At 59.2% G+C, this 25,196-nt stretch carries 23 protein-coding genes and 2 tRNA genes; 10 read left to right on the top strand and 15 right to left on the bottom strand.

Annotated features, from left to right (window positions below; translation table 11 throughout):
- Positions 1–25: 25 nt before the first annotated feature.
- From BMZ36_RS00375 to BMZ36_RS00360, 4 genes are read right to left on the bottom strand one after another with little or no spacing between them, the layout of a single operon-like run.
- Positions 26–577: a hypothetical protein gene (locus tag BMZ36_RS00375; RefSeq protein ID WP_091189534.1), complete on the bottom strand. Its 552-nt coding sequence runs from the start codon at positions 575–577 to the stop codon at positions 26–28.
- The gene (locus tag BMZ36_RS00370; RefSeq protein ID WP_091189532.1) at positions 561–2,609 is read right to left on the bottom strand and encodes a CHASE2 domain-containing protein; all 2,049 of its coding nucleotides are present in this window, start codon (positions 2,607–2,609) and stop codon (positions 561–563) included. Before BMZ36_RS00370 ends, BMZ36_RS00375 begins: the two co-directional genes overlap by 17 nt.
- A 13-nt stretch (positions 2,610–2,622) precedes the next feature.
- Entirely contained in the window at positions 2,623–3,228 is a 606-nt protein-coding gene (locus BMZ36_RS00365; protein ID WP_091189529.1) for an OmpA family protein, read from the bottom strand.
- Positions 3,229–3,253: 25 nt separating this feature from the next.
- Positions 3,254–3,697, bottom strand: a complete 444-nt coding sequence (locus BMZ36_RS00360; protein ID WP_091189526.1) for a FecR family protein — start codon at positions 3,695–3,697, stop codon at positions 3,254–3,256.
- A gap of 175 nt (positions 3,698–3,872) precedes the next feature.
- Here BMZ36_RS00360 and lysA point away from each other — a divergent pair, with 175 nt between their 5' ends.
- Positions 3,873–5,108: a diaminopimelate decarboxylase gene (gene lysA / locus BMZ36_RS00355; protein WP_091189523.1), complete on the top strand. Its 1,236-nt coding sequence runs from the start codon at positions 3,873–3,875 to the stop codon at positions 5,106–5,108.
- Between the two features lie 54 nt (positions 5,109–5,162).
- On the opposite strand, the gene BMZ36_RS00350 is transcribed toward lysA, so the two are convergent.
- A complete protein-coding gene (locus BMZ36_RS00350) occupies positions 5,163–6,161 on the bottom strand; it encodes a hypothetical protein (RefSeq protein WP_091189519.1) in 999 nt (332 codons plus the stop codon).
- Positions 6,162–6,254: 93 nt separating this feature from the next.
- On the opposite strand from BMZ36_RS00350, the gene BMZ36_RS00345 reads away from it, so the two are divergent.
- The 5 genes from BMZ36_RS00345 to guaB all read left to right on the top strand — a co-directional run bounded on the left by BMZ36_RS00345 (position 6,255) and on the right by guaB (position 10,335).
- Positions 6,255–6,806 carry a DJ-1 family glyoxalase III gene (locus BMZ36_RS00345; RefSeq protein ID WP_091189515.1) on the top strand — a complete coding sequence of 184 codons (552 nt, stop codon included), beginning with the start codon at positions 6,255–6,257 and terminating at the stop codon, positions 6,804–6,806.
- Between the two features lie 8 nt (positions 6,807–6,814).
- The gene (gene crcB / locus BMZ36_RS00340) at positions 6,815–7,198 is read left to right on the top strand and encodes a fluoride efflux transporter CrcB (RefSeq protein WP_091189512.1); all 384 of its coding nucleotides are present in this window, start codon (positions 6,815–6,817) and stop codon (positions 7,196–7,198) included.
- Positions 7,199–7,290: 92 nt separating this feature from the next.
- On the top strand, positions 7,291–7,611 hold the full coding sequence (locus BMZ36_RS00335; RefSeq protein ID WP_091189509.1) for a DUF190 domain-containing protein: 321 nt from the start codon (positions 7,291–7,293) through the stop codon (positions 7,609–7,611).
- A gap of 6 nt (positions 7,612–7,617) precedes the next feature.
- The gene (locus BMZ36_RS00330; RefSeq protein ID WP_091189506.1) at positions 7,618–8,817 is read left to right on the top strand and encodes an MFS transporter; all 1,200 of its coding nucleotides are present in this window, start codon (positions 7,618–7,620) and stop codon (positions 8,815–8,817) included.
- A gap of 54 nt (positions 8,818–8,871) precedes the next feature.
- On the top strand, positions 8,872–10,335 hold the full coding sequence (guaB, locus tag BMZ36_RS00325; protein ID WP_091189503.1) for an IMP dehydrogenase: 1,464 nt from the start codon (positions 8,872–8,874) through the stop codon (positions 10,333–10,335).
- Positions 10,336–10,446: 111 nt separating this feature from the next.
- Here the strand turns inward: guaB and BMZ36_RS00320 are convergent, their stop codons facing one another.
- The 5 genes from BMZ36_RS00320 to BMZ36_RS00300 are packed head-to-tail and all read right to left on the bottom strand — an operon-like array spanning position 10,447 to position 14,176.
- Positions 10,447–10,797, bottom strand: a complete 351-nt coding sequence (locus tag BMZ36_RS00320; protein WP_091189501.1) for a DUF3147 family protein — start codon at positions 10,795–10,797, stop codon at positions 10,447–10,449.
- A 22-nt stretch (positions 10,798–10,819) separates the two neighbouring features.
- On the bottom strand, positions 10,820–11,599 hold the full coding sequence (motD, locus tag BMZ36_RS00315) for a flagellar motor protein MotD (RefSeq protein WP_091189498.1): 780 nt from the start codon (positions 11,597–11,599) through the stop codon (positions 10,820–10,822).
- A gap of 11 nt (positions 11,600–11,610) precedes the next feature.
- Positions 11,611–12,537 carry a S49 family peptidase gene (locus BMZ36_RS00310; protein WP_091189496.1) on the bottom strand — a complete coding sequence of 309 codons (927 nt, stop codon included), beginning with the start codon at positions 12,535–12,537 and terminating at the stop codon, positions 11,611–11,613.
- A complete protein-coding gene (locus tag BMZ36_RS00305; RefSeq protein WP_091189493.1) occupies positions 12,537–13,220 on the bottom strand; it encodes an HAD-IA family hydrolase in 684 nt (227 codons plus the stop codon). Before BMZ36_RS00305 ends, BMZ36_RS00310 begins: the two co-directional genes overlap by 1 nt.
- A 14-nt stretch (positions 13,221–13,234) precedes the next feature.
- Positions 13,235–14,176, bottom strand: a complete 942-nt coding sequence (locus BMZ36_RS00300; protein ID WP_091189961.1) for an RluA family pseudouridine synthase — start codon at positions 14,174–14,176, stop codon at positions 13,235–13,237.
- A gap of 690 nt (positions 14,177–14,866) precedes the next feature.
- Here BMZ36_RS00300 and BMZ36_RS00295 point away from each other — a divergent pair.
- The 4 genes from BMZ36_RS00295 to BMZ36_RS00280 all read left to right on the top strand — a co-directional run bounded on the left by BMZ36_RS00295 (position 14,867) and on the right by BMZ36_RS00280 (position 20,462).
- Complete coding sequence (locus BMZ36_RS00295; RefSeq protein ID WP_091189491.1) at positions 14,867–17,662, top strand: Rne/Rng family ribonuclease; 2,796 nt, start codon at positions 14,867–14,869, stop codon at positions 17,660–17,662.
- Positions 17,663–17,806: 144 nt separating this feature from the next.
- Positions 17,807–18,631 (top strand): HDOD domain-containing protein, encoded by an 825-nt coding sequence (locus tag BMZ36_RS00290; RefSeq protein ID WP_177187708.1) that lies wholly within the window; start codon positions 17,807–17,809, stop codon positions 18,629–18,631.
- Between the two features lie 199 nt (positions 18,632–18,830).
- On the top strand, positions 18,831–19,583 hold the full coding sequence (locus tag BMZ36_RS00285) for a basic amino acid ABC transporter substrate-binding protein (protein ID WP_091189486.1): 753 nt from the start codon (positions 18,831–18,833) through the stop codon (positions 19,581–19,583).
- Between the two features lie 78 nt (positions 19,584–19,661).
- Positions 19,662–20,462 (top strand): amino acid ABC transporter permease, encoded by an 801-nt coding sequence (locus BMZ36_RS00280; protein WP_091189484.1) that lies wholly within the window; start codon positions 19,662–19,664, stop codon positions 20,460–20,462.
- 296 nt (positions 20,463–20,758) lie between these two features.
- Here the strand turns inward: BMZ36_RS00280 and BMZ36_RS00275 are convergent, their stop codons facing one another.
- The 5 genes from BMZ36_RS00275 to lon form a co-directional block, all read right to left on the bottom strand.
- A complete protein-coding gene (locus BMZ36_RS00275) occupies positions 20,759–21,928 on the bottom strand; it encodes a dienelactone hydrolase family protein (protein ID WP_091189482.1) in 1,170 nt (389 codons plus the stop codon).
- A 202-nt stretch (positions 21,929–22,130) separates the two neighbouring features.
- A tRNA-Asp gene (locus BMZ36_RS00270) sits at positions 22,131–22,207 on the bottom strand.
- Between the two features lie 53 nt (positions 22,208–22,260).
- Positions 22,261–22,337: transfer RNA gene (locus BMZ36_RS00265), tRNA-Val, on the bottom strand.
- Positions 22,338–22,381: 44 nt separating this feature from the next.
- Positions 22,382–22,654, bottom strand: a complete 273-nt coding sequence (gene hbs / locus BMZ36_RS00260; RefSeq protein WP_091189479.1) for a non-specific DNA-binding protein Hbs — start codon at positions 22,652–22,654, stop codon at positions 22,382–22,384.
- Between the two features lie 87 nt (positions 22,655–22,741).
- Positions 22,742–25,159: an endopeptidase La gene (gene lon, locus BMZ36_RS00255; RefSeq protein ID WP_091189477.1), complete on the bottom strand. Its 2,418-nt coding sequence runs from the start codon at positions 25,157–25,159 to the stop codon at positions 22,742–22,744.
- Positions 25,160–25,196 lie beyond the last annotated feature (37 nt).

Below are 25,196 nucleotides of genomic sequence, written 5' to 3'. Positions count from 1 at the left end.
TTTTCCACACAGTCCTCCATGACGCCTACTCCCCCATTCCCAACCTCACATACGCCCCGTCATCCTTGAAATACACCCGATCCAGCCGGATTCTGGAGCCGATCAGCGGTACAGCTATGAGCCTGTCATAGCCGGGCAGTTTGCGCAGATCGACTTTGACCGTATTGCCCTCCAGCTGGATGTCATCCCGCCCGGCCAGCGCCTTTTCCAGAACGACATGTTCACCATGCACCGTTTCGATCAAGCTGATGACCAGTGCGCCGACCACGCGTTGCAGCAGGCCGGTTTCGAGCGAAGTTCTGGAGCTCAACTGGAAAATCAATTGGCGGCGGGGCCAATCTACTGCGGGTTCGGAGAGGATGACATCCAGCACCGCCGTGGCCTTGAGTACCGCGCCCGGTTTCTTGATCTGGATGGCAACTTGATTGTCGGAACAGATCAGGCTGGCGATTTCCAGCCCGGCCGCCTCGACTTGCGACTGGAACGTACTTTTCAGCACCTCGGTGGAGACCCGGCGGTCTTTTTCCAGAAAGGACGAAGCCGCCGAAGTGGCGAGGTTTTTAAGCGTGTTGAACATGTTCGGCCTCGGGCTCTGCTTCGTCACTGAAAGACTGGCTGACTTTCAAAAACTCTTCATTTTTTTCCATGAACGCTGCGACCACATCCGGATCAAATTGAACGCCTGAATTTTGCAGTATCAACTCCATGACCTGCGGGTGGCTATATCCCTGCTTGTAGACACGCCGGCTGATCAGGGCATCGTATACGTCAGCCAAAGCCATCAACCGCCCAGCCAACGGAATTTCTTCGCCTCGCAAGCCATGAGGGTAACCCGTGCCATCCCAATGCTCATGGTGAGAGACGATCATTTGCTTGGCCAAAGTAAGGAAGTCATTGTTTTCCGGGTGGCAGGCGCCACCGATAACCTTGGTCAGCGCCTCGGCGCCGATAAGGGTATGGGCCTTCATGATTGCATACTCATCGTCAGTCAATTTTCCCGGCTTATGCAGGATGCTGTCCGGGATACCCACCTTGCCAATGTCATGCAAGGGAGCTGATTTGGCGAGGAGATCGATAGTGCTTTCATCAAGATCAACGTATTTCGGGGTGTGGGCAAGTTGCTTGGCCAGAATTTCCACATAGTGTTGGGTGCGCAGGATATGACCACCGGTTTCTTTGTCACGAGCCTCAGCCAAGGCTGACATGCTGTGGATGATCGTGTCCTGCGCCTCGACCAGCGCCTTGGTGCGTTGCCGAACTTTGCGCGCTTCAATGCTGTACTTGAACAAGCTCAAAACGAGAGCAGTCACCACGGTGGTCAGCATCGGCAGCAGCGGTGACAGGTATAAGCCCTGGCTCACCAGCAGTTGCCGCCCTGCCCAGAAGCATCCTGCCGTACCGGCAAGCACGGCAAGTAGTGACAAGGTAGCGCCCGCTCGGCTCAACAACAAGGTAGAGAGTGCTCCCAGAAACAAAACGGCAAACAGCTCCGCACCTCTGGCCCAGCCTGGGCGGCTGATAAACGTGCCGGCAGCAATGTTGTCAATGATCGTGGCATGGATTTCCAGCCCGTTGAGGACATGGCCCGACGGGGTTGAATGGGCATCTCCCAAGCCCTTGGCCCATGCGCCCAGCAAGACGATCTTGCCTTTCAGGCTGCCAGATGCGTACCTGCCATCCAGTACATCCCGAGCCGAAACATAGGGAAATGCCGGCTGTGTCTGGCGAAAATCGACCAGCAGGTTGCCGGATTCATCAAGGGGGATTCGCTTGTTGTTCCACCACAACGAAGTTTCCGAATCTTCCTTGTTAATTTTCAACGAGCGATCCGGCGAGGAAAGCAGCAAGGCAGAGAGCGCCAGTGAAGGATGAACATTGCCGTTGTAAGGCTGAAGCAACGGCACTCGCCGCAACGTACCGTCAATATCGTGGAGGGCGTTGGTGAACCCTTCGGCGCTGGCTGAAGCCGTCAGTTGCGGCAGGCTGCGGATTGCCCCGCCCGGCTTTGGCCACTTGTCGGTGCTGCCTGGCGCACGAGTCAAAACCATGCCTTCAGGCGTCTTGGGGGGCGGTTGCTCGCGGGCCGAAACGTTTGCCCCGGAAAAATTCAGATAATAACCAAGGACGGTTTTCCCTTCACCGAGAACCTCTGCCAGTCGCTGCGAGTTGCTATCCTGCCCGGCAGCCAAGGCCGGAAGGGTTGGATCGACATTATCCCGCCGCCGTTCAAACCGAATCACCTCGGGAGACGTGCGATCCAGCTCTGGCATCAGAAAATCGAGGGCAATCACTTCGGCCCCCTGTTGCTGCAAACGTCCGATCAACAAAGCAAGACGATAACGGGGCCAAGGCCACTGGCCATAAGCAGCAAGACTTTCTTCATCGATTCCCACCAGCACCGGAAGACCGGAACGGGGCGGCGTCCGGCGGCCATTTTGCATCCAGTCATAAAGTCGCAGATCGGCCTGCTGAATTGGCGGCACAGAAAAAAACAGCAGCGACGCGATGCCAAGGGTCAGACACAAGCCGGTCAGGATCAGCCATACCTTGCCTTCCCACAAGCGGCGCAGGTGGCGCGGATCGTAACTGACGGGAAGGTTTGCGGACATGGCCAATGGGAAGCTACTGGATGATGACCTCCACTCGACGGTTGCGCGGCTCTGCAATACCGTCAGGCGTGGGGACAGCGGGGTTGCCCTTGCCATGGGACGTAACCGAAATCAGGCTGGGTTTGATGCCTTGCTGCTGCAACAGATCGTTGACCAGTTCTGCCCGCTCAAGGGCCAGCCTGTCATTGAGTTGATCCGATCCTGCGGCATCGGTATGGCCGCTGATGGCAACCCTGATGGCTTTGCGCTGCTCACTGGCACGGGCAATGGTTGCAATGATTTTCCGGGATTCTGCTGTCAGCTCGGTTTTGCCGGTTTCAAAGTAGAGAACGAACTTTTCCGCAGGCATCGGCTCCACCGCAAGCGCCTTGCTAAAGGTAGCGGCAATATAAGCAGGGTCGGCCGTTGTAACGGCGGCGGGGGCGGCGGCGCGACTCTTGACTCGCGTCATGTCGTTGGCTTGAGTCAGAACCTGTTTGCCCCCGTCGGTGGTGACCTCGGCCCTTCCGATCTTGCCATCTTTATCCGGGACCAAAATAACCGAACGTGTGGGCGTACAACCGGCGATGACAAGCAATATCGAAACCATGACCAACAGGCCATTCACCTTGATATTCATTGATTTTCTCCCGGGTTCATGATTGCTAATCCTTGATCTCAACCAGTAATTTCGTACCCCTGACCGCAATGGTCGCTTCCGGAATAGCCAACTGCACTGAATCCGGAGCCAGCTTGCCGATCATTCCGGAGAGGAAGGAAAAGGTTCCCTTCACCATCCGCATGACGAGGCTGAACTTTCCGCCTTTGGGGTCGAAGTTATATTGGCTCAACAAGAGCTCGCTGCCAGAACCCAATGAAATAGTTGTATCGTCGATCAAGACGATACCAACGGCACCAAGCTTGTCGGTACGGATCAGATCCCCTTGCTTGACCCCTGCCCCGACCACTGCAGGCAAGGCAACGCCCCCGCGTATGATCGAAGCATTTCCTTGCAGGGTCCGGACATGTCCGATCATTTCGGGTTGCTCGGCAATGGCCGGAGCGGATAGCAGCATCAAAAAAAACAATCCCCGCATCAGAGTCTTCATGTCTTTCCTCTTGCTGTAACAAAGTCAACAGATGATTTAAGGATAGACATGAAGCATGGCAAATCCAACAAGGGAAAAATGGAGGCCGCGCCGATTTCATTGAAGTTTTTGCCAGTTTTATCCATCGTCCCCGCCCGGATTGATACAATCTCGCCATTGCAACGCGAGAACCCGCATGAAACCCGTCAACGCCCCGCAAATTGCCGCCATTGCCAACGAATTTGGCACCCCCTGCTGGCTCTACGATGCCGCCGTGATCCGCGAGCGCATCAGCCAACTCAAGCAGTTCGACGTGATCCGCTTCGCGCAGAAATCGTGCTCCAACACCCACATCCTGCGCCTGATGCGCGAGCAAGGCGTGGCCGTGGATTCGGTGTCGCTGGGCGAGCTGGAACGCGCACTGGCGGCGGGGTATTCGGTCGATGACGCACACGGCGGCATCGTGCTGACGACCGATCTGCTCGACCGCGCCACGCTGGCGCGTGCAGTGGAACTGAAAGTACCGGTCAACGCCGGTTCGCCGCAGATGCTGGAACAACTCGGCCAAGCCAGTCCCGGCCACCGCGTGTGGCTGCGCATCAACCCCGGCTTCGGCCACGGTCACAGCCAGAAAACCAACACCGGCGGCGAACACAGCAAGCACGGCATCTGGCACGAGCATCTGGATGAAGCGCTGGCGCTGATCGACCGTTATCAGTTGAAGCTGGTCGGCCTGCACATGCACATCGGCTCGGGCGTGGATTACAGCCACCTGCAGGAAGTCTGCGCCGCGATGGTCGCGCTGGTGAAGCGCGCCGGGCGCGACATCGAGGCCATTTCGGCGGGCGGCGGGTTGTCGATTCCGTACCGCATCGGTGGCGAGCGCATCGATACCGCACACTACTTCGGCCTGTGGGATGCTGCGCGCAAGGAAATCGAAGCGCACCTGGGCCACAAGGTCACGCTGGAAATCGAACCCGGCCGCTTCCTCGTGGCCGAATCGGGCAAGCTGGTTTCCGAAGTACGCGCCAAGAAAGATGCCGGCGCCAACCATTTCGTGCTGGTCGATGCCGGTTTCAACGACCTGATGCGCCCGGCCATGTACGGCAGCCATCACGAGGTTTCGCTGGTGCGCGACGGCCAAGCAGTTGAAGGCGCTACCCGCCCGACCGTGATCGCCGGCCCGCTGTGCGAATCGGGCGACGTATTCACCCAGCTTGAAGGCGGCACCGTGGCGCCGCGCGAACTACCCACTGCCGAGATCGGCGATCTGGCGGTATTCCACGATACCGGCGCGTATGGCGCAGCGATGTCGTCCAACTACAACAGCCGCCCGCTGATTCCGGAAGTGCTGGTCGATGGCGATACCTTCAAACTGATCCGCCGTCGCCAGACGATTGAAGAATTGCTGGCACTGGAAAACATCGGCTGATTCAATCACTCCACACCAACGCCGGCCTTGTGCCGGCGTTGGTTTTTCAAGGCTTTACTCGTCCCCATCCATATCCGCCTGATCCCGCGCCAGCACCGCCGGGCAGCGCCCGCGCACGGCGCGCCAGGCGTAGATGCCCAAGGCCAGCGTCGCCACGCCGCCCAACACCAGCAGGCTGATGTCGTCGCCCCCCAGTACTTCCCAAGCTTGGTAGGTCTTGCCGGGGCGCAACCACGAGCGGCGCACTTCCAGCAGGCGGGTGCCGGTCTGGAACCATTGCACCAGCAGCCCGCCCAGCACCACATAGCCAAAGATATGGATCAGCCACAACGTCGCCAGCGCAAAGCAGAGCGTAAAAATCGGCATGAACAGCGTGGTACGGAATTCCTTGGACATCAGGAACAGCGGCAGGCAGGCCAGCACCACGCCCGCGGTCCGCAACAGGTAGCCCGGCAACGGGGGGCGCGCCGGCAAACGCCGGGCACTGCCAGTGCGGGAGGTTTGCTCCTGCACAATCTGCGCCACAGCGGCGTAGTTCTCTGGTGTGCAGTACACCCAGAGCAGCGTGCGCCAGCCGTTTTTCAGGCGCAGGATGCGCCGGCGCGGGTCCGCTTCCACGATAAAACGCCCCGACCACGCTACCCGGGTAGATTCAGCCGCCGTACTCAACAACCCGGCTCCCAGCAGGCGCGGCTCCATCAGAATCGTCCCCAGTAGTACCGCCAGCCGGTTACTGCGCTTTACGGTGCGGTCGATGATTTCGCAGAGAATGCCGTCCGCATCCAGCGTGAAGCGCATGCGGTTGTGCCCCCGGAACACCAGCAGCATCACCAGCAGCCCCAGAACATAGAGACCGCCGACCACCGCCAGCAGCATCGACACGATTCCACCCAGCGCCCGCCAATGCCCGCCCGATCCCATGATCACGACAAACAACCCGACCATGATCAGCGCCGTAGCCAGCATCGCTTTCAGCCAGGTCATCTGCATCTCGCGGGAGAACAGCGGAACTTCATATTCCCAGACCAGCGGCTGGATGGATTCGGTTTTCATGCGCCCTCCTTTTGAGGACAAAGACGGTATCTCTGCGGGATTTTTCAGTAATGGCGGCGTAAAATCCAGAAGAATTCATTACAGGAGAGCGCTATGGCACTCGCACACGTCTACCTCGCCGAAGGCTTTGAAGAAATCGAAATGGTCAGCATTGCCGACATCCTGCGCCGCGCCGGCGTGGAGGTGAAGCTGGTTTCGCTGACGGAAAACCTGACCGTCCATGGCGCGCACGCCATCGCCATGCAGGCCGATCTGCCCTTCTCTGCCGCAACCGCATTGGCCGATGCAATCATCCTGCCCGGCGGCGGGCAAGGCACGCAGAACATGATCGCCAGCCCGGCACTGGCACAACGACTGCAAGCCCATCTTGCCGGCGGCAAGCGGGTCGCCGCGATTTGCGCTGCGCCGATGGCGCTGGCCAAGGCCGGCATCCTCAAGGGGCGCCAAGCCTGTTGCTACCCCGGCTGCGAAGGCCCGCTCGTGGAGAACGGCGCGACCGTCAGCAGCTACAACGTCGTCACCGACGGCCCCGTGACCACGTCGCGCGGCCCGGCAACCGCCGGCATGTTCGCGCTGGAACTGGTGCGTTTGCTGGCCGGCGAAGCCAAGGCGCATGAACTGGCCCGCGGCATGCTGTACGCATAAGGTCACTCATGCTCACGCAAATCATCGCCATCTCGTTAGGCGCCACCCTCGGCGCGCTGCTGCGCTGGGGGCTCGGACTGTGGCTCAACCCGGTTTTTCCGACCATACCAATCGGTACGCTGGTGGCCAACCTGGCTGGCGGGTATCTGATCGGGGTGTCCGTGGCAGTCTTTACCCATTTCGGCTCGCTGCCGGCCGAAGCGCGGCTCTTCATGATCACCGGCTTTCTCGGGGCGCTGACCACGTTTTCCACCTTTTCCAATGAAGTAGTCACATTGCTGCTGCGCGGCCAGTTGGGCTGGGCCATCACGACCGCAGGCGTGCATCTGGCCGGCTCGTTGACGATGACGTGGTTGGGGCTGCAGTCGCTGCGCCTGTTCATCCGCGCCTAGGCTATCTTTTAAAGAGGGGCATCGCACACCAACCAGCACGCACCCATTCTCCGTGTCTCTGTGGTTCAAATGCTTTGACAAAGGAACTCACCATGCAAGGCCACTACCTCAAGTTCATCATGCAGGAAAAGGAACACCATCAGGGTCTGCCGCTGTATGAATGGCTGCTCAGGGAAGCCCGAAAACTGGGATTGCCAGGCGGGTCGGCCTTTCGCGCCATCGCCGGCTTCGGCCATTCCGGCGTGCTGCACGATGCCGCGTTCATCGAACTCGCGGGAGAGGAACCGGTCGAGGTGGTGTTTGCCCTGTCGGATGCCGACAAGACACGGCTGCTGGATTACCTGCGGCATACGAAGCTCCAACTCTTCTATGTTTCCATCCCGGCGGAGTTTGACCGGCTGGGCGGCGAGTAAACGCTCATGCTCGCCAAGCTGCGCTCCCTGCCTTCCACCGTCTGGTTGCTCGGGTTCGTCAGTCTGGCCAACGACAGCGCCAGCGAGCTGATCTATCCCCTGGTTCCGCTGTATCTCGCTTCCGTACTGATGGCGGGACCACGCACACTGGGGCTGATCGAGGGCGTCGCCGAAGCACTCGGCAGTCTGCTGAAGCTCTTCGCCGGCGTCATTGCCGACCGCATGCGCAGCGCCAAGCCGTGGGTGGTGGCAGGCTACAGCCTGGCCGCGCTCGGGCGACCGCTGATCGCATTCGCCGCAAGCTGGTACTGGATAGGCTTCCTGCGTTTTGCCGACCGCGTGGGCAAAGGCCTGCGAAGTTCGCCACGCGATGCGCTGCTCGCGCGCTCAATCTCCGCCGACCAGCGCGGGCTGGCTTTCGGCCTACACCGCAGCCTGGACAACGCGGGCGCGGTCATCGGCCCGCTGGCCGCTGCGCTCCTGTTATGGCTGGGCGTGCCGCTGAAGAACGTCTTTCTCTGGACGCTGATTCCCGGCATTCTGGTTGTCTTGCTAACCCTGCGCATCCACGAACCGGAAACGCCCCCTCCTCCGGCCGACAAACCCAAGCCTTCGTGGACCTTTTCCGGCCTGCCACCGGTTTTCAAGCGCTACCTGATCGTGCTGGCGCTGTTCACGCTGGGCAATTCGTCCAACATGTTCCTGCTGTTGCGCGCCCGCTCGCTGGGCGTGGCGGAATACCAGATTCCGCTGCTATGGGGGCTGGTTTCGCTGGTCGCCATGCTGTTTGCCACCCCGCTTTCAGCGCTGTCGGACAAGCTTGGCCGCATCCGTCTGATCACGGACGGATGGTTGATCTACGCGCTGTTCTATTTCCTGCTGGGATTCAACGGCATCGACGGCTTCTGGATCTGGCCGCTGTTCGCCACTTACGGGTTGTTCATGGCCTCGACCGAGGGTGCGGAAAAAGCTTTCGTCGCCGATCTCGCGCCCAGGGAGCAACTGGGCACGGCCTACGGCTGGTTCAACCTGATTTCCGGCGTTCTGCTTTTACCGGCTTCTCTCGTATTTGGCGTCTTGTGGGATGCTTTCTCCCCGCAGGCGGCATTCGTGTTTTCCGCCAGCTGCGCCGGGCTGGCGATGGTACTGCTGCATGCCTGGGTGAAGCCCGCTGCCCGTGCATCTTCACATGCACACGCACGATAGGCTTACTCATTTTCTTTCGGTATAATGCCGCTTTGCCGTCTTAGGAAACGACCCATGCGAGTCATCCAGAAAGCCCTAACCTTCGACGACGTGCTGCTGCTTCCCGCACACTCCAACATCCTGCCGCGCGACGTTGATCTCTCCACCCAGCTTACCCGCAACATCCGTCTGAACCTGCCGGTGCTTTCATCGGCCATGGACACAGTGACCGAAGCGCGCCTGGCAATTGCCATTGCCCAGGAAGGCGGCATCGGTATCGTGCACAAGAACATGTCGGCCAAGGCCCAGGCGCTTGAGATCTCCAAGGTCAAGCGCTATGAATCCGGCATCGTCAAGGATCCGGTCATCATCGCCCCGCACCTTTCCGTGCGCGACGTGCTGGCGCTGACCCGCCAATACAACATTTCCGGCCTGCCGGTGGTGGACAACGGCGAGCTCGTCGGCATCGTCACCAACCGCGACCTGCGCTTTGAATCGCGCCTGGATGCCAAGGTCGCCGAGATCATGACACCCAAGGATCGCCTCATCACCGTCAAGGAAGGCGAATCCATCGAAGAAGCCCGCCGTCTGATGCACGAACACCGCCTGGAGCGCGTGCTGGTGGTCGACGATGCGTTCCATCTCAAGGGTCTGATCACCGTCAAAGACATCATCAAGACCTCCGAGCACCCGAACGCCGCCAAGGATGAGCAGGGCCGCCTGCGCGTCGGCGCGGCCGTTGGCGTGGGCGCGGGCACTGAAGAGCGCGTCGCGCTGCTCGCCGAAGCCGGTGTCGACGTGATCGTGGTCGATACCGCGCACGGCCACAGCCAGGGCGTGCTCGACCGCGTGAAGTGGGTCAAGCAGAATTTCCCGCAAATCCAGGTCATCGGCGGCAACATCGCCACCGCAGCCGCTGCACTCGCACTCGCCGAAGCAGGCGCCGACGCCGTCAAGGTCGGTATCGGCCCCGGCTCGATCTGTACCACCCGTATCGTGGCCGGCGTCGGCGTTCCGCAGATTACCGCGGTTGCCAACGTTGCCGAAGCGCTCAAGGACACCGGCGTTCCGCTGATCGCCGACGGCGGCATCCGCTTCTCCGGCGACATCGCCAAAGCGCTGGCTGCTGGCGCGAACTGCGTGATGCTCGGCGGCCTGTTCGCCGGCACCGAAGAAGCACCGGGCGAAGTCGAGCTGTTCCAGGGCCGCAGCTACAAGAGCTACCGCGGCATGGGCTCGCTGGGCGCGATGCAGCAGGGTTCGTCTGACCGCTATTTCCAGGACAACGTCAACAACGCCGACAAGCTGGTTCCGGAAGGCATTGAAGGCCGCGTCGCCTACAAGGGCCCGCTGACCGCCATCGTGCACCAGCTCATGGGCGGCCTGCGCTCCTCGATGGGCTACCTCGGCTGCAAGAGCATTGCCGAAATGCACGAGAAGGCCGAGTTCGTGCAGATCACCGCTGCAGGCATCCGCGAATCGCACGTTCACGACGTGCAGATTACCAAGGAAGCGCCGAACTACCAGGTCGACAACTGACCGCAGGCGGCTGCGCAAGGTGCGCACGGCGCACCCTACGCCCGCTCGCTCACCTGCCGATCGAAACAAAGCCGCCCTCGGGCGGCTTTGTTCATTTCCACGACCCGCCGGTTACAGCAATTCCACGCCCAAGCCGCGAACCGCCAAGGCAAAAACTCCGAAACACACCAGCGTAATCAGGACACAGGCAAGCAACGTCGGCCAGAACCCAAGGCGCGGCAACAAGAAAGGAAACGCGAGGAACATCGGCAGTGTCGGCACAACGTACCAGAACGTGTACCACGCATGGCTGGCAATTTTTTCCTGCGGTTGCTGCTCGACATGCAGCCAGACCAACGCCAGGATCGTCACCAAAGGAAGCGCAGCAACGAGGCCGCCAAGCTTGTCACTACGCTTGGCCACCTCGGACACCAGCACCACGACCGCAGCAGTCATCAAATACTTCGTTACGATCCAGACCATAAAACTCGCTCCCGCAAACGGATCAAGGTGCCAGAACGGCCACTTCGTCCCGGTTGTCCGCCAGGATGTTGAGCGTCACGCGCCGGTTGCGCGCCCTGCCCTCGACCTTGTCGTTGCTTTCCACCGGGCGCTGGTCGGCATAGCCGATCACCACCAGACGCTGCGGCGCAATGCCGGTTTCGGCAAATACGCGCACCACGCTTGCAGCGCGGGCACTGGAAAGCTCCCAATTCGACGGAAACTGTGCGGTGTTGATGGGCACGTTGTCGGTATGCCCTTCGATCTGGATCAGGTTATCGGTTTTCGTCACCATGTCGGCCACCGCACGCAGCATCGCGATTGAATCGCCCTGCAGATCCGCCTTGGCCGGATTGAACAACACGGAATCGTTGATCTCGATGGCGATTCCGCGCCGCGATTGCGTCACCCGCACCTTGCCCTGATCGATGAACGGCCCGAGAGATTGCTTGATGTTGCCTGCCATGCCCTGCATCTTGCGCGCCTGTTCATCGGCTTTCGGATCGCGTTTCTGCGGATCGGCGGAAGGTGTCGGCAATTTGATCTCTTTCGGCGCAGCCCCCATCAGAAGCTGCCTGCTCTGCTGCTGGTTCGGGGACGTGGGCGGCACGTTCTGGAAAGCATTGACCAGCGAATCGGACAACACCTTGTATTTACCCTCGTTAACCGAGGATATCGCATACATCACCACGAAAAAGGCAAACAGCAGCGTGATGAAATCGGCATAGGACACCAGCCAGCGTTCGTGGTTTTCATGCTCGACATGCCTGGGCTTGCGTGCCATGGGCGCTCTCCCTATCTGAGCTGTATATCCAGTTTGGCAGAAATCCTGTCGGCTGCCGCAGCGCCGATCTGGCGTGCCACGCGGTCTGTCCAGGACGGTTTGCTCGTGAAATCGACGATTTCCTCGACCTTGACCACTTCGCGCGCGACGCCATCCACCGAACCCAGATCATCAACCAGCCCCATTTTTTTGGCGGTTGCGCCGCTCCACACCAAGCCTGAGAATAATTCCGGGCTGTTGACCAGCCGATCGCCGCGCCCGGCCTTGACCACGTCGATAAACTGCTGATGAACCTCATTGAGCATGACTTGCGCCTTCTGACGCTGTTCCGGCTTCAGAGGCGAGAACGGATCAAGAAAACCCTTGTTGGAACCAGCAGTCACCAGACGACGCTCGATGCCGAATTTCTCCATGGTGCCGGTAAAGCCGAAACCGTCCATCAGAACGCCGATCGATCCGACGATGCTCGCTTTGTCGGCATAGATGCGGTCCGCAGCGGCGGCCACGTAATAGCATCCGGATGCGCAGATGTCGCCGATCACGGCGTACAGCGGCACATCGGGATACTTGTGACGCAGCCGGCGAATCTCGTCGTTGATGATGCCGGCCTGAACCGGACTGCCGCCGGGGCTGTTGGCGCGCAGGATCACCGCTTTCGTGTTCTTGTCCTCGAATGCCGCGCGCAGGCTTTCAAGAATCCGCCCGCCATCGACATCCCCGCCCGCAGCAATCGTGCCTTCCAGGTTTACCAGTGCGGTATGCGGCCCACCCTTGGCGTCCGTGCCTTTGTCGCTCAACCCCAGCATGACCAGCAAGGAAAACAGCCAAAGAAAGGTCAGCGATTTGAAGAAAATCCCCCAGCGGCGCGCGCTGCGCTGCTCCTTGAGGTTGGCGGTCAGGACTTCCGCCAGCACCTGGCGTTGCGCTTCGTCGTTCATTATTTTTCTCCTTCCAGCAGCCAACGGGCCAGCGACGGGAAATCGTCGAAATGCGCAACTGGTTTCAGGTGCAGCATGTCCTCAAGCGGGTGCGCACCGTAGGAAAGCGCTGCGCCCCAAGTCCCGGCATTGATCGCCAGTTGCAGATCGTGGGTGGTATCGCCGATCATCAGCGTCCTCGAAGGCTCGGCACCGGTAAAGTCGATGATGTATTCCAGCATGGCCGGATGCGGCTTGGAGAACGCCTCGTCGGCGCAGCGCGTCACGTCAAACAAGGGACCGATTCCGGTCAGATCCAGCATGCGGTTCAGCCCCCCGCGCGCCTTGCCGGTTGCTACCGCCATCATGTAACCGGCATCGCGCAGACGCGGCAGATATTCCAGCACGCCGTCGAACAGCTCCAGCTTCCGTTCCCCCGTCACGAAATGGTGCCTGTAGGCTTCGACCAGCCGGACCAGCTCGGCGTCATCTGAATGTGGCGCCAGGTAATGGATCGCCTCTTTCAACGCATAGCCGATCACGAAACGGCAATCGCGCGCGGGCGGAACGGGCTTGCCCAGATCGCGGAATGCGGCCTGGATGGCATGGACGATCGTCGAGGTCGAGTCCATCAACGTTCCATCCCAATCGAAAACAAGGAGATCGTAGTGGCGACCGGTCGGACATTGGGCTTGCGGATTCATTCAGGCTGTTTCTTTCAAAGAGTATTCACAAAGGATTGCAATTCGACGGGCAGCGGCGCCTCAAGTTCCAGCCGCTCACCGGTCAGCGGATGAACCAGCACCAGACGCCACGCATGCAGGAACATCCGGCGCAGGCCGCGCCTGGCAAACACCTTGTTGGCCGAGGGATCGCCGTACTTGTCGTCGCCCGCGATCGGAAAACCGGAGTGTGCCAGATGCACACGGATCTGGTGAGTACGTCCGGTTTTGAGTTCGCATTCCACCAGCGAGCAGTCGGCCCATACTTCACGCCGATTGATGACGGTATGCGAAGTCAGGCCCTCGTCGGATACCCGCACCCGGCGCTCCCCCTCGTCCGTCAGGTATTTGAACAACTTGAAGCGCACATGGCTGCGCGGATTGGGCCACACTCCCGCAGTAAGCGCCAGGTAGCGCTTGTCGATCTGGTGGTTGTCGCGCAGCATTTCGTGCAGTTTCGTCAGCGCGGAGCGCTTCTTGGCCACCAGCAGGATACCGGATGTTTCGCGGTCCAGCCGGTGTACCAGCTCCAGGAATTTGGCTTGCGGGCGCTGGGCGCGCAACAACTCGATCACACCATAGCTCAAACCCGAACCGCCATGCACGGCCAAGCCAGCCGGCTTGTTGAGCGCGATCAGCGCCTCGTCTTCATAAATCACGGGAACTTCGATATGCGGCGCGGCTGCGGTCACCGTCGAAACGTCCGGTTTTTCCGCAACGCGCACTGGAGGGACGCGCACCACATCGCCATCAGCCAACCGGTAAGTCACATCCGCCCGCCCTTTGTTTACGCGCACTTCGCCGGCACGAACAATGCGGTAGACATGGCTTTTCGGCACCCCCTTCAAGAGACGCAGCAGAAAATTGTCCAACCGCTGCCCGGCCTCGTCCGGGCCGATCGAATGAAATGTTACGGATACTTTGCCTGTGCCAGTCATGTTGACATATACTCTCAATTCGCTGCGCATATGTTAAACCGCAGCGGATGCCCGCGGCGAACGGTTTTTTGAGTCCGCGAGGTCGGTAGGCGCAATGCGCCCTCCCAATTTTATCCCGATCTTTGTCATCCCTCTGCCCATTTGGCAGGCGATTTCCATCCCGCCGCAGGTCCTGACCTGCACCGTTCCACGGCCAACCCGCTGGAAGAATTTGCGCGGGACTCGCCATGGCCTCCGGCAGAGCCGACCCGATCCGGGTAGCGGTTAATTTCGCTCACCGCAACCAGAGCAGTGATATTTGAATTGATTCACCAGAATCGCGCACTGAACAAAATTTTTGGAACTTGTTCACGGTCTGTCGCAAAAGACAGTCAGCGGCGTGAAGCGCAGCACAAAACCGGAATGTACGGGGAGTACATGAGGATTTTGAACGGCGCATGAGCCCCGATCACAGTCTCGCAGCAAGATCACGAACAGGTTCTTGGGCAACGTACCCGGTACGGAACCCGTTAAAGCAAGCACACCCCGAGAATTGCCAAGGAGAAAACCGCCCGGCCCCTTTGACTCCGCCCGACCCATGACCTATCCGCTTCGACTTCGTCGACCCGGCTGAGTCCTGCCTCGGTTCCGGCCCTCCGGCCTGGCGGCTTGTGCCGCTTTCCTGCCGTATCAGTGCGCGCAGGAGACCTTATGAAACGCATGCTATTCAATGCAACGCAAGCCGAAGAGCTGCGCGTTGCCATAGTGGACGGGCAAAAGCTGATCGACCTCGACATCGAATCGGTCGGCAAGGAACAACGCAAGTCCAACATCTACAAGGGTATCATCACCCGCATCGAGCCCTCGCTCGAAGCCTGTTTCGTCGATTACGGCTGTGATCGGCACGGCTTTCTTCCCTTCAAGGAAATCGCCCGCGCCTACCTCGGTGACGGCGAAGGCGGTCGCGGCCGCATGCTGGAAAACCTGCGAGAAGGCCAGGAACTCATCGTTCAGGTCGAAAAGGACGAACGCGGCAACAAGGGCGCGGCGCTGACCACCTACATCAGCCTTGCCGGCCGTTACCTGGTGCTCATGCCGAACAACCCGCGCGGCGGTGGCGTATCGCGTCGCATCGAAGGCGAAGAGCGCAATGAACTGCGCGCCGCACTCGACCAGCTCACCACACCGGCCGGCATGAGCCTCATCGCCCGCACCGCAGCCATCGGCCGCACAGCCGAAGAACTGCAGTGGGATCTGAACTACCTGCTGCAACTGTGGACCGCCATCGACGGCGCTGCGCATGCACAGCATGGCGCATTTCTGATCTACCAGGAATCCAGCCTCGTCATCCGCGCGATCCGCGACTACTTCCAGCCCGACATCGGCGAGATCCTGATCGACAGCGCTGGCATCTACGAACAAGCCCAGCAGTTCATGAGTCACGTCATGCCCGGCAACGTCGGCCGCGTAAAGCTCTATCAGGATGACGTACCGCTGTTCTCGCGTTTCCAGATCGAACACCAGATTGAAACCGCCTACGCCCGTGAAGTCTCGCTGCCTTCCGGCGGCGCGATCGTGATCGACCGCACCGAAGCGCTCTGGTCCATCGACGTGAACTCGGCGCGCGCCACCCGCGGCGGCGACATCGAGGAAACCGCGTTGCGCACCAACCTCGAAGCTGCCGACGAAATCGCACGCCAGATGCGCCTGCGCGACATGGGCGGCCTGATCGTCATCGACTTCATCGACATGGAAAACCCGAAGAACCAGCGGGATGTCGAAAACCGTGTGCGCGATGCCCTGCATCACGACCGCGCCCGCGTGCAGACCGGCAAGATCAGCCGCTTCGGCCTGATGGAACTCTCCCGTCAGCGTCTGCAGCCAAGCCTGGAAGAAACCAGCCACATCGCCTGCCCGCGCTGCCATGGCACCGGCTTCATTCGCGGCATCGAATCCTCGGCCCTGCATATCCTGCGCATCATTCAGGAAGAGGCCATGAAGGACAACACCGGTGCCGTACATGCCCAGGTTCCGGTCGACGTCGCCACTTTCCTGCTGAACGAAAAGCGTGCCGAACTGTTTGCCGTTGAAGCACGTCTCAAGGTCAACGTGGTGCTGATCCCGAACATGCACCTCGAAACGCCGAACTACAGCGTGCTGCGCCTGCGCCACGACGAACTCAACCAGGTCGAGGATATCCTCCCTTCCTACCGCATGGTTGAACAGCCGGAGACTGAAGGGTACCAACCCAACAAGGCCAAGGAAGACCAAGCCAAGCGCCAGGAAGCCGTCGTCAAGGGCGTCACGCCGGAACAACCCGCACCGGTTTCCAAACGCGAGACCAAAGAGGCAAAGGCTGATGAATCACCCTCGCTCTGGCAACGCATCACGAGCTGGTTCAAATCCGAACCGGTGGTAGAAGAGAAGAAACCGGAACAGAAAGCGCCTCGTCGCCGCACCGAACGCACCGAACGCACCGAACGCACCGAACGCGGGGAACGCAGCGAGCGCCGCGAACGCGGGGAACGCGGGGAACGCAACCGTAACGAGCGCTCCGAACGTAACGAGCGCTCCGAGGAACAACAGCCGCGCCGCAGCGCCAAGCCACGCATTGAGGAAGACCAGGCCAAGCAGACACGCAGCGAACGTCAACAGCAGGAACGCGCCGAGCGCCCCAGCCGCGCCGAACGCGCAGCTGCCCGCGCCGAAGCCGAAAAGCAGGCTCGCCCGGCAGAGGAAACCAAGCCCGTCGAGGCCCTGGAACCGGTTGCCTCCGCCCCGGTCAGCGTAGCTGCCGAGTCCGGAGAAACCGCCGAACCGCGCCGCCGCCGCCGCCGCCGCAACGGTGACAAACGCGACCGCAATGAAGCACGTGCAGAAACGTCCGGACAGGAAACCACGGAAGTCGCCGCACCGGTCGAAGCCGCACCGGTTGTCGAAGCGCTGGTTGCCACAGCTGCCGCCGTAACAGTCGTTGCCGCAACAGAAGCCGTAACCGCACCTGCAGTTGCAGAAACAGCGGCACCGGTCGCCGAAACCGTACCGGCAGTGAAAGAGACCGTACAACCGGCTCCTGTCCAAGCCGAAGCCGTTGTGCAGGAAACCGTAGCTGAAGCGCCCGCGCCTGCTGCCATCGAACCGACTCCTGTCGAAATCGTCCCGCCCGCACCGGTCGCTGTCGCCCCAGCCATCGAAATCGGCACACCAGAAGATGCAGGCTTGGAAATGGTTGCCACCAAAGTCGCGGCAGAAACAGTCACCGCCGAGGTTCCTGCCGTTGCTGTTCCGCAACGCCGTCGTCGCAGCGATGCACGCAAGCAGAGCGCTGCGGTAACCGAGGTAGAACCGCTGCAACTGGTGGAAACCAGCAATACACCGGCCCCTGCAGCCATTGTCACCGCGCAGGAAACAGAAACCCATGCTCCCGCACGCCGACGCAACAAACCTGCCAGCCCAGCCACCGCCGAAGCGCCGCAACTGGAACAGGTTGAAACCCGGAACAACTGATCCGGTTCAATCGATAAAGCCGCCGGCCTGCCCGGCGGCTTTTTTTCGGCCTTGGTCGGCTTGAATCTTGAGTCGATGACACCTAGCATTACTGCACACAAGAAAACCGCTTACGCCATTCGCACTCGGGCAAAGGGACGAAAAATGAAACTGGAAGACGTATTCGAACAAACCCACCGTTTGCCCACCGTTCCCAAGGTCGTCCATGAGCTGATCGACAGTTTTGGAAAACCGGGCATCGACTTGGGCGATATCGCATCCAAGATTGCACTCGACCAGGTCATTGCGGCCAAGACACTGCGACTCGCGAACTCGGCGCATTTCGCCACCACACACCGCATCGGCTCACTCCACGAGGCAGCCATGGTGCTCGGTTTCACCACCCTGCGCACGCTTGTTGTCGCCTCCGGAATCACGGGCGCATTCGTCGCCACACAAAATTTCGACCGCAGGCAGTTCTGGCGCAACAGCCTGGAGGTTGCAGCTTACTGCCGCTGGCTAGCGAGCCTGTGCAAGCAAGATACCGAAGCCGCTTTCACTTGCGGATTGATCCACAACATCGGCGAACTGCTGCTGCATGTCGTCGCTCCCGACATTGCAATCAGGATCGACAAATGGACAGCCGAAGGCGGAGACCGGCAAGCGCTGGAGGATGCCAATATCGGTTTTGATTACATCGAGATAGGTGCAGAGCTTGCAAGGCGCTGGAGTTTCCCCGAATCGTTCCGATTGGCAATCCTGCATCAGGCCGCCCCCCTGACACACCCGGAATGCGGATCGCTGGGGCTGATCTTGAATCTGGCCATCAGCCTGTCGAAACTGACCAGACAGGCCCATGCGCCGGAAGAAATCATGGCCGCGCTGCCTCAAGACATACTTGCCGCATTAAACATCGACCCCGCCGAATTTGCCGCCCGGCTTGCCGATGGCATTGAAGAAACTCGCACCATCGAAGAATTGGTCAACTAAAAAACACAGTTGCACACAAGTGTCAAGACACAGCCCAAATTGGGTTGACCACGCGCAGTTTTGTCAGCGACAACGACAAAAACTAGGGTTTTCCCTCACACGCCATCCGGATACATCGTCGCCCTCATCGGTTATCATTAGCGCGCGCCGGGCTGTGGCGCAATCAAACGTCCGGATTTCTATTACTCAGGAGAACCCAATGATTCGCCGCAAGTTCCTCGCCGCCACCGGCAGCCTGATCGCTGGTTTGCTGCTTGCCACCTCCGCACAAGCCGCCAAGGTTTACCAGGTTGGTACCGATGCTGCCTATGCCCCGTTCGAATCGCAGAACGAGAAAAAAGAAATCGTTGGCTTCGACGTAGAAATCCTCAAGGCCGTTGCCGCCAAAGCCGGTTTCGAAGTGAAATTCATCAACACCCCCTGGGAAGGCATTTTCGCAACGCTGAACACCGGCGAACGCGACATCGTGATCTCTGCGGTGACCATCACCAAGGAACGTACCCAGTCGATGGATTTCTCCAAGCCGTATTTTGAAGCCAAGCAACTGATCGCCGTTTCACAAAAGAGCAAGGTCACCAAATTCGAAGACCTGAAGAACGTCAAGGTCGGCGTACAAACCGGCACCACCGGCGACGAAGCCGTCCAAAAGCTGCAAGGCAAAACCAGCTCCAACATCAAGCGCTTTGAAAGCACTCCGCTGGCCATCAAGGAACTGCAAAACGGTGGCGTACGCGCCGTGGTGGCAGACAACGGCGTAGTGGTCAATTTCATTGCCAACAACAAGAACAGCAAACTGAAGCTCATCGACGACCCGAGCTTCGAAAAAGAGTTCTACGGCATCGCAGTAAAGAAGGGCAACAAGGAGCTGCTCGCAAAAATCAACAAGGGCCTCGATGCCATCAAGAAAGACGGCACCTACGACAAGATCTACAAGAAATATTTCGGCAAGTAAGCCGGTCGACGTCCCGATACAAAGAAGCGCGGCCCCGAGGGGCCCGCTTCTTTTTCACTTGTAAAGTTTAAGAAGACCATGGATTTCATTACTTTCTGGGAACACGCACAACAAGCCGTTCCCCTCCTGGAAGATTTCCAGTTGCAGAACATCTGGGAATACCGGGAGCTCTTCATTGACGGCCTGAAGATGACGCTTGGAATCACGGTGGTAGCCGTGATCCTGGGAACCCTCATTGGCCTGTTCTGCGGCATGGCGCGGCTTGCCGAGGTCCAGCATGGCCCGTGGAAATACCCCATCCGTTTTCTGGTGCGCTGGCCTTCGAGCGCCTATGTCACGTTCTTCCGTGGTACGCCGCTGTTCGTGCAGATCCTGCTGATCCACTTCTCCGTGATCCCCATCTTCATCCACCCCGACGAAGGCTGGCTGATCACGGGAGACCTGGCCGCCACGCTACGCCAGGATTACGGCGCCCTCACATCCGGCCTCGTGGCACTAACCCTGAATTCCGGCGCCTACATCACCGAAATCTTCCGCGCCGGCATTCAGTCGATCCACAAGGGGCAGTTCGAAGCTTCACGCTCGCTGGGCATGGATTACTGGCAAACCATGCGCTTCGTGATCGTACCCCAGGCTTTCCGCCGCATGCTGCCGCCCTTGGGCAACGAAGCCATCATGCTGCTCAAGGACAGCTCGCTGGTTTCCGCAATCGGCCTGGCAGAACTCGCCTTTGCCGCGCGCACGGTTGCAGGCACCTATTCGCGCTACGGCGAACCCTATCTGGTCATCTCCCTCATCTACCTGGTCATGACCCTGGGGCTGGCAGCCATCGTAGACCGCATGGAAAGCCGCTACAAGGCTGCAGGCGGCATTCACTGATCCGTCCCGACGGAGATACACAAAGGCGGCGCAATGCCGCCTTTTGTGCATCTAGTAGTCAGTCAAGCAGGTTCGCGTGGATGCAGAGGCGCGCATCGGCGCCCCATGCGCACGAAGTGAACCGCAACCATAACAGGGCTATGGCGAGGATGAGCGACAAAGCGCATGGGGATGCAGGGCGTGACGAACATAGCAGAATCTGTGTGACTGGCTACTAGACATGCCTGCACGCAAGTCAGCATTCGCACGGTTTTTTCTTCCTGCCCCTTCCTCAACATCCCAATGCTCAATAGACATCATCGACTTGCGCCACCATCCCGACCGGCACTCCAAACGACTTCATCGTCTACGGCATAGAGCTGACAGGGCGCGCCATTGCTTTTTTTCAGACAAAAATCGATAGACCTGCTGGCTGCATTCGTGCCACTGGCCCACCCCCACCCGCCGGATGAACTGATCGAGAAAGCACGCGGGCTTACCCTCTTCAGAAACGCCGCATATCCCTTTCGACCGACCTCCTCAAGGTAAGGGACTGCCGCCGAATCTTCCAGCCTTGCAAAACCACTGGGGGGCGGAATGTTGATGCCATGCCGGATGACACTATCCGGGATGGGATTGACTATTTTCGCCGGCAAGCCGATTTGCCTCAAAAAAGCCTCGACATCGGGCAGCCAGATTTTGACGCCTTCGGCACTCCCGGACATGCCGTGTGCATCCTGCCCAAAAACACCAAAAGCAACCAGCCGCGCCCTTCCACCAGCCTTGGTATAGGCATCCATGAATCTTTGGGCCAACTCCGGGCCTGTGTAGCTGTCATTGGCGCCGTAAAACCAGAGCGAAGGCGGGTTGCTTGTGCGTCCATAGCGACTCATGGCGCTAATCATGCCCGGTTCCCAATTGCAGTTCGACCCGCGAAGCACGCCAGCAAAATTGACCAATCCCTTTACACCAGGATATCCACGAGCGCCCAGCGCCAGAGTCGTCAAACCGCCATGTGATTGCCCCATCACCAGAATGCTGTTCTTGTCCGCCCAGGATTGCTTGACCACCCAGTCAAGCACACCGATCACGTCATCGGCATTGTCGAGGCCGCTCTCATACTGGAGACCGCACCCCATACCCGTCGGCTGACTCCCCTCCGACTCGGAAAAACCCCGCCGATTGGGAACCACAACGACATAGCCGCGCCTCAGGAACTCGAGCACGATATGGAGAGGGCGCGAACGGGCCTGGAAGACATTGTTTCCACTGGCTTTGCCGTGATTCATGACAACTATCGGAAATGGCCCGGAACCGGGAGGAATGAAGAGGGTCGTCTCAAGCAATACAGTCGTATCGATCAAGCCTTTCGCGACAACAGGAATTTTTGTCACCTGCTCACCCAGCATCGGGTTCCGGGCAATGGTTTTTGCTGGCAAACAAACAGACGCACCAAGAAACAACAAGCCAAGCAGGATTTTTTTCATGGTTACTGACGGCAAAATGAAGCAACTCTCAGCGTAGCAAAGCCCGGCGGTCGTGCAATCATTTATTTCGGCTCCAAACAGAACCCTTGCGAGACAGAGACACACAGATAGCGCGGATGACACGCCAAGGCGAAGGCGAAAATCACTGGCAATTTTGAAATGAAAAAAGGACAAGCTTTACGCTTGTCCTTTTCAAGAAATCTGGCGGAGCGGACGGGACTCGAACCCGCGACCCCCGGCGTGACAGGCCGGTATTCTAACCAACTGAACTACCGCTCCAGATCAGAGCTGCGCATTCTACCAGAAAAATTTTTTATTACAACCGTATTTTCTGGTGGGTAGTAGTGGATTCGAACCACCGACCTCCTGCGTGTGAAGCAGGCGCTCTAACCAACTGAGCTAACCACCCTTATCGCACAACCTTGCTGCCTTTATCGAAAGCAGCAAAGTCGATTATTGTACTGCATCTTTCAGGGTTTTGCCAGCCCGGAATTTGGGCTGTTTTGCTGCGGCGATCTCGATGGTTTCGCCGGTGCGCGGATTGCGGCCAGAGCGAGCTTCGCGATCGGCCACGTAGAAGGAACCGAAACCAACCAGTGTTACTTCGTCACCAGCCTTGAGAGCGTTGGTAACGGCTTCAACCGTAGCATCCAGTGCCTTGCCTGCTTGTGCCTTGGTCAGGCCGGCAGATTCTGCAATCGCGTCGATCAGTTCTGTTTTATTCACTTGCGTCCCCTTTCAGATTTATTGGTTGGGTAGATGCGTAAAACGAAATACCCGAGCTTTATAACAAGCCACAAAATCGCGTGTCAACTAGTGTTTCACCCGAGGCTGGCTTGAATCCACTTCGCCTTGACCCAGTACGGTTTTTGGCGCTTCTTCCGCTGCCGGCAACGGCTCAGGCTGATGCTCAAGCGCATACCCCAGCACTTGGTCAAACCATTTGACCGAATGAATGGCCAAGCCGCGTTTGACATTGTCAGGAATCTCCGACAAGTCCTTGACGTTGCCTTCGGGAATCAATACATGCTTGATTCCTCCCCGGTGTGCTGCCAGCAGTTTTTCCTTCAGGCCGCCGATAGGCAGCACTTCGCCACGCAGGGTGATTTCCCCCGTCATGGCCACATCGCACCGTACCGGGATGCCGGTCAGGACCGACACCATGGCCGTTGCAATCGCAATACCGGCAGACGGGCCATCCTTGGGAGTGGCGCCTTCCGGCATATGGATATGGATATCGTTCTTCTGATGAAACTCGGGGTCGATTCCCAGCAGCGTGGCGCGGCTGCGAACCACCGAAAGCGCGGTCTGGATCGATTCCTGCATCACGTCGCCGAGCTTGCCGGTCTGGATCATCTTGCCCTTGCCGGGCAGCTTGGCGGCTTCGATGGTCAGGAGCTCGCCGCCGACTTCGGTCCAGGCAAGGCCGGTCACCTGGCCGACCTGGTTCTGCGATTCCGCTTTGCCATATTCGAAGCGGCGTACTCCCAGATACTTGTCGAGATTCTTTGGCGTCACCGAAATCTTCTTGCCTGACGGCTTTGTCAGCAAGCCCTTGATCACCTTGCGGCAGATGCGGGCGATTTCGCGATCCAGGCTACGCACCCCGGCTTCACGTGTGTAGTAACGCACAATGTCGCGCACCGCACCTTCGGTGATGGCAAGCTCGCCCTCCTTCACGCCGTTGGCCCTGATCTGCTTCGGAACCAGGTATTTGAGCGCGATGTTGACCTTTTCGTCTTCCGTGTAGCCTGAAAGACGGATCACTTCCATACGGTCGAGCAACGCCGGCGGGATGTTCAGCGTATTGGCCGTAGCCACGAACATCACGTCGGAGAGGTCGTAATCGACTTCGAGGTAATGGTCGCTGAAGGCGTGGTTCTGCTCCGGATCGAGCACTTCAAGCAGTGCCGACGACGGATCGCCGCGAAAATCCGCACCAAGCTTGTCCACTTCGTCGAGCAGGAACAGGGGGTTCTTCACGCCGACCTTGGTCATCGACTGCAGGATCTTGCCCGGCATCGAACCGATGTAGGTGCGACGGTGACCACGGATTTCAGCCTCGTCGCGCATGCCACCCAATGCCATACGCACAAACTTGCGTCCCGTCGCGCGGGCGATGCTTTCGCCCAACGAGGTCTTGCCGACACCGGGCGGCCCAACTAGACAGAGGATCGGCGCCTTGAGTTTGTCGACGCGACTTTGCACCGCGAGGTATTCAACGATGCGCTCCTTGACCTTTTCCAGGCCGTAGTGATCCGTATCCAGCGTTTCTTCTGCCGCCACAATATCCTTGCTGATCTTGGAATGCTTCTTCCAAGGCAGGGAAAGGATCGTGTCGATGTAGTTGCGCACCACGGTCGCTTCGGCCGACATCGGCGACATCATGCGCAGCTTTTTGAGTTCGCCTTCAGCCTTCTCGCGCGCTTCCTTGCTCATGCCGGCGGTCTTGATGCGCTTTTCCAGATCGTCCAGATCGGCGTTTTCGTCGATCTCACCAAGCTCCTTCTGGATCGCCTTCACCTGCTCATTGAGGTAATACTCGCGCTGGCTCTTTTCCATCTGGCGCTTGACGCGGCCACGGATGCGCTTTTCGACCTGCAGGATGTCGAGCTCGGTTTCCAGTTGCTTGAGGAGATGCTCCAGACGCTTCTTGACGTCGATCATCTCAAGGATGGACTGCTTCTGTTCCAGCTTGAGCGGCAGGTGCGCGGCGATCGTATCCGCAAGGCGACTGGCCGATTCGATGCCGGACAGCGAGGCGAGGATTTCTGGCGGAATCTTCTTGTTCAGTTTCACGTACTGATCGAACTGCGTCACCAACGCGCGGCGCATGGCCTCGATTTCGTGGTTGAGACCATCGTCCTGCGCGAGCGGCGTTGCCCCTGCACGGAAGAAGCCTTCGTCATCGGTCAGCGATTCGACATGGGCACGCTGCACGCCTTCGACCAGTACCTTGACCGTACCGTCGGGCAGCTTGAGCAATTGCAATACGGTCGCGATGGTGCCTACCGGATAGATGTCGGTCAGCTCCGGCTCATCCTTGGCGGCATTTTTCTGTGCAGCCAGAAGGATATAGCGGCCATCGTCAACAGCGGCTTCCAGCGCGCGAATGGATTTGGGCCGCCCGACAAACAGCGGGATGACCATGTGCGGGAACACGACCACATCCCGCAACGGCAACATGGGGAAAGAGCCGAGTTCTAATGGCAATGCTTGGGTATCGGACATGATGGCTCTATGCAGAATTTAAATTGGATTCAGACAA

It is taken from the genome of Formivibrio citricus, from assembly GCF_900115065.1.
In the GTDB taxonomy this organism is placed as follows: domain Bacteria; phylum Pseudomonadota; class Gammaproteobacteria; order Burkholderiales; family Chitinibacteraceae; genus Formivibrio; species Formivibrio citricus.
The sequence above is the reverse complement of the archived record's forward strand: the minus strand, read 5'-3'. Positions and strand labels throughout refer to the sequence as shown.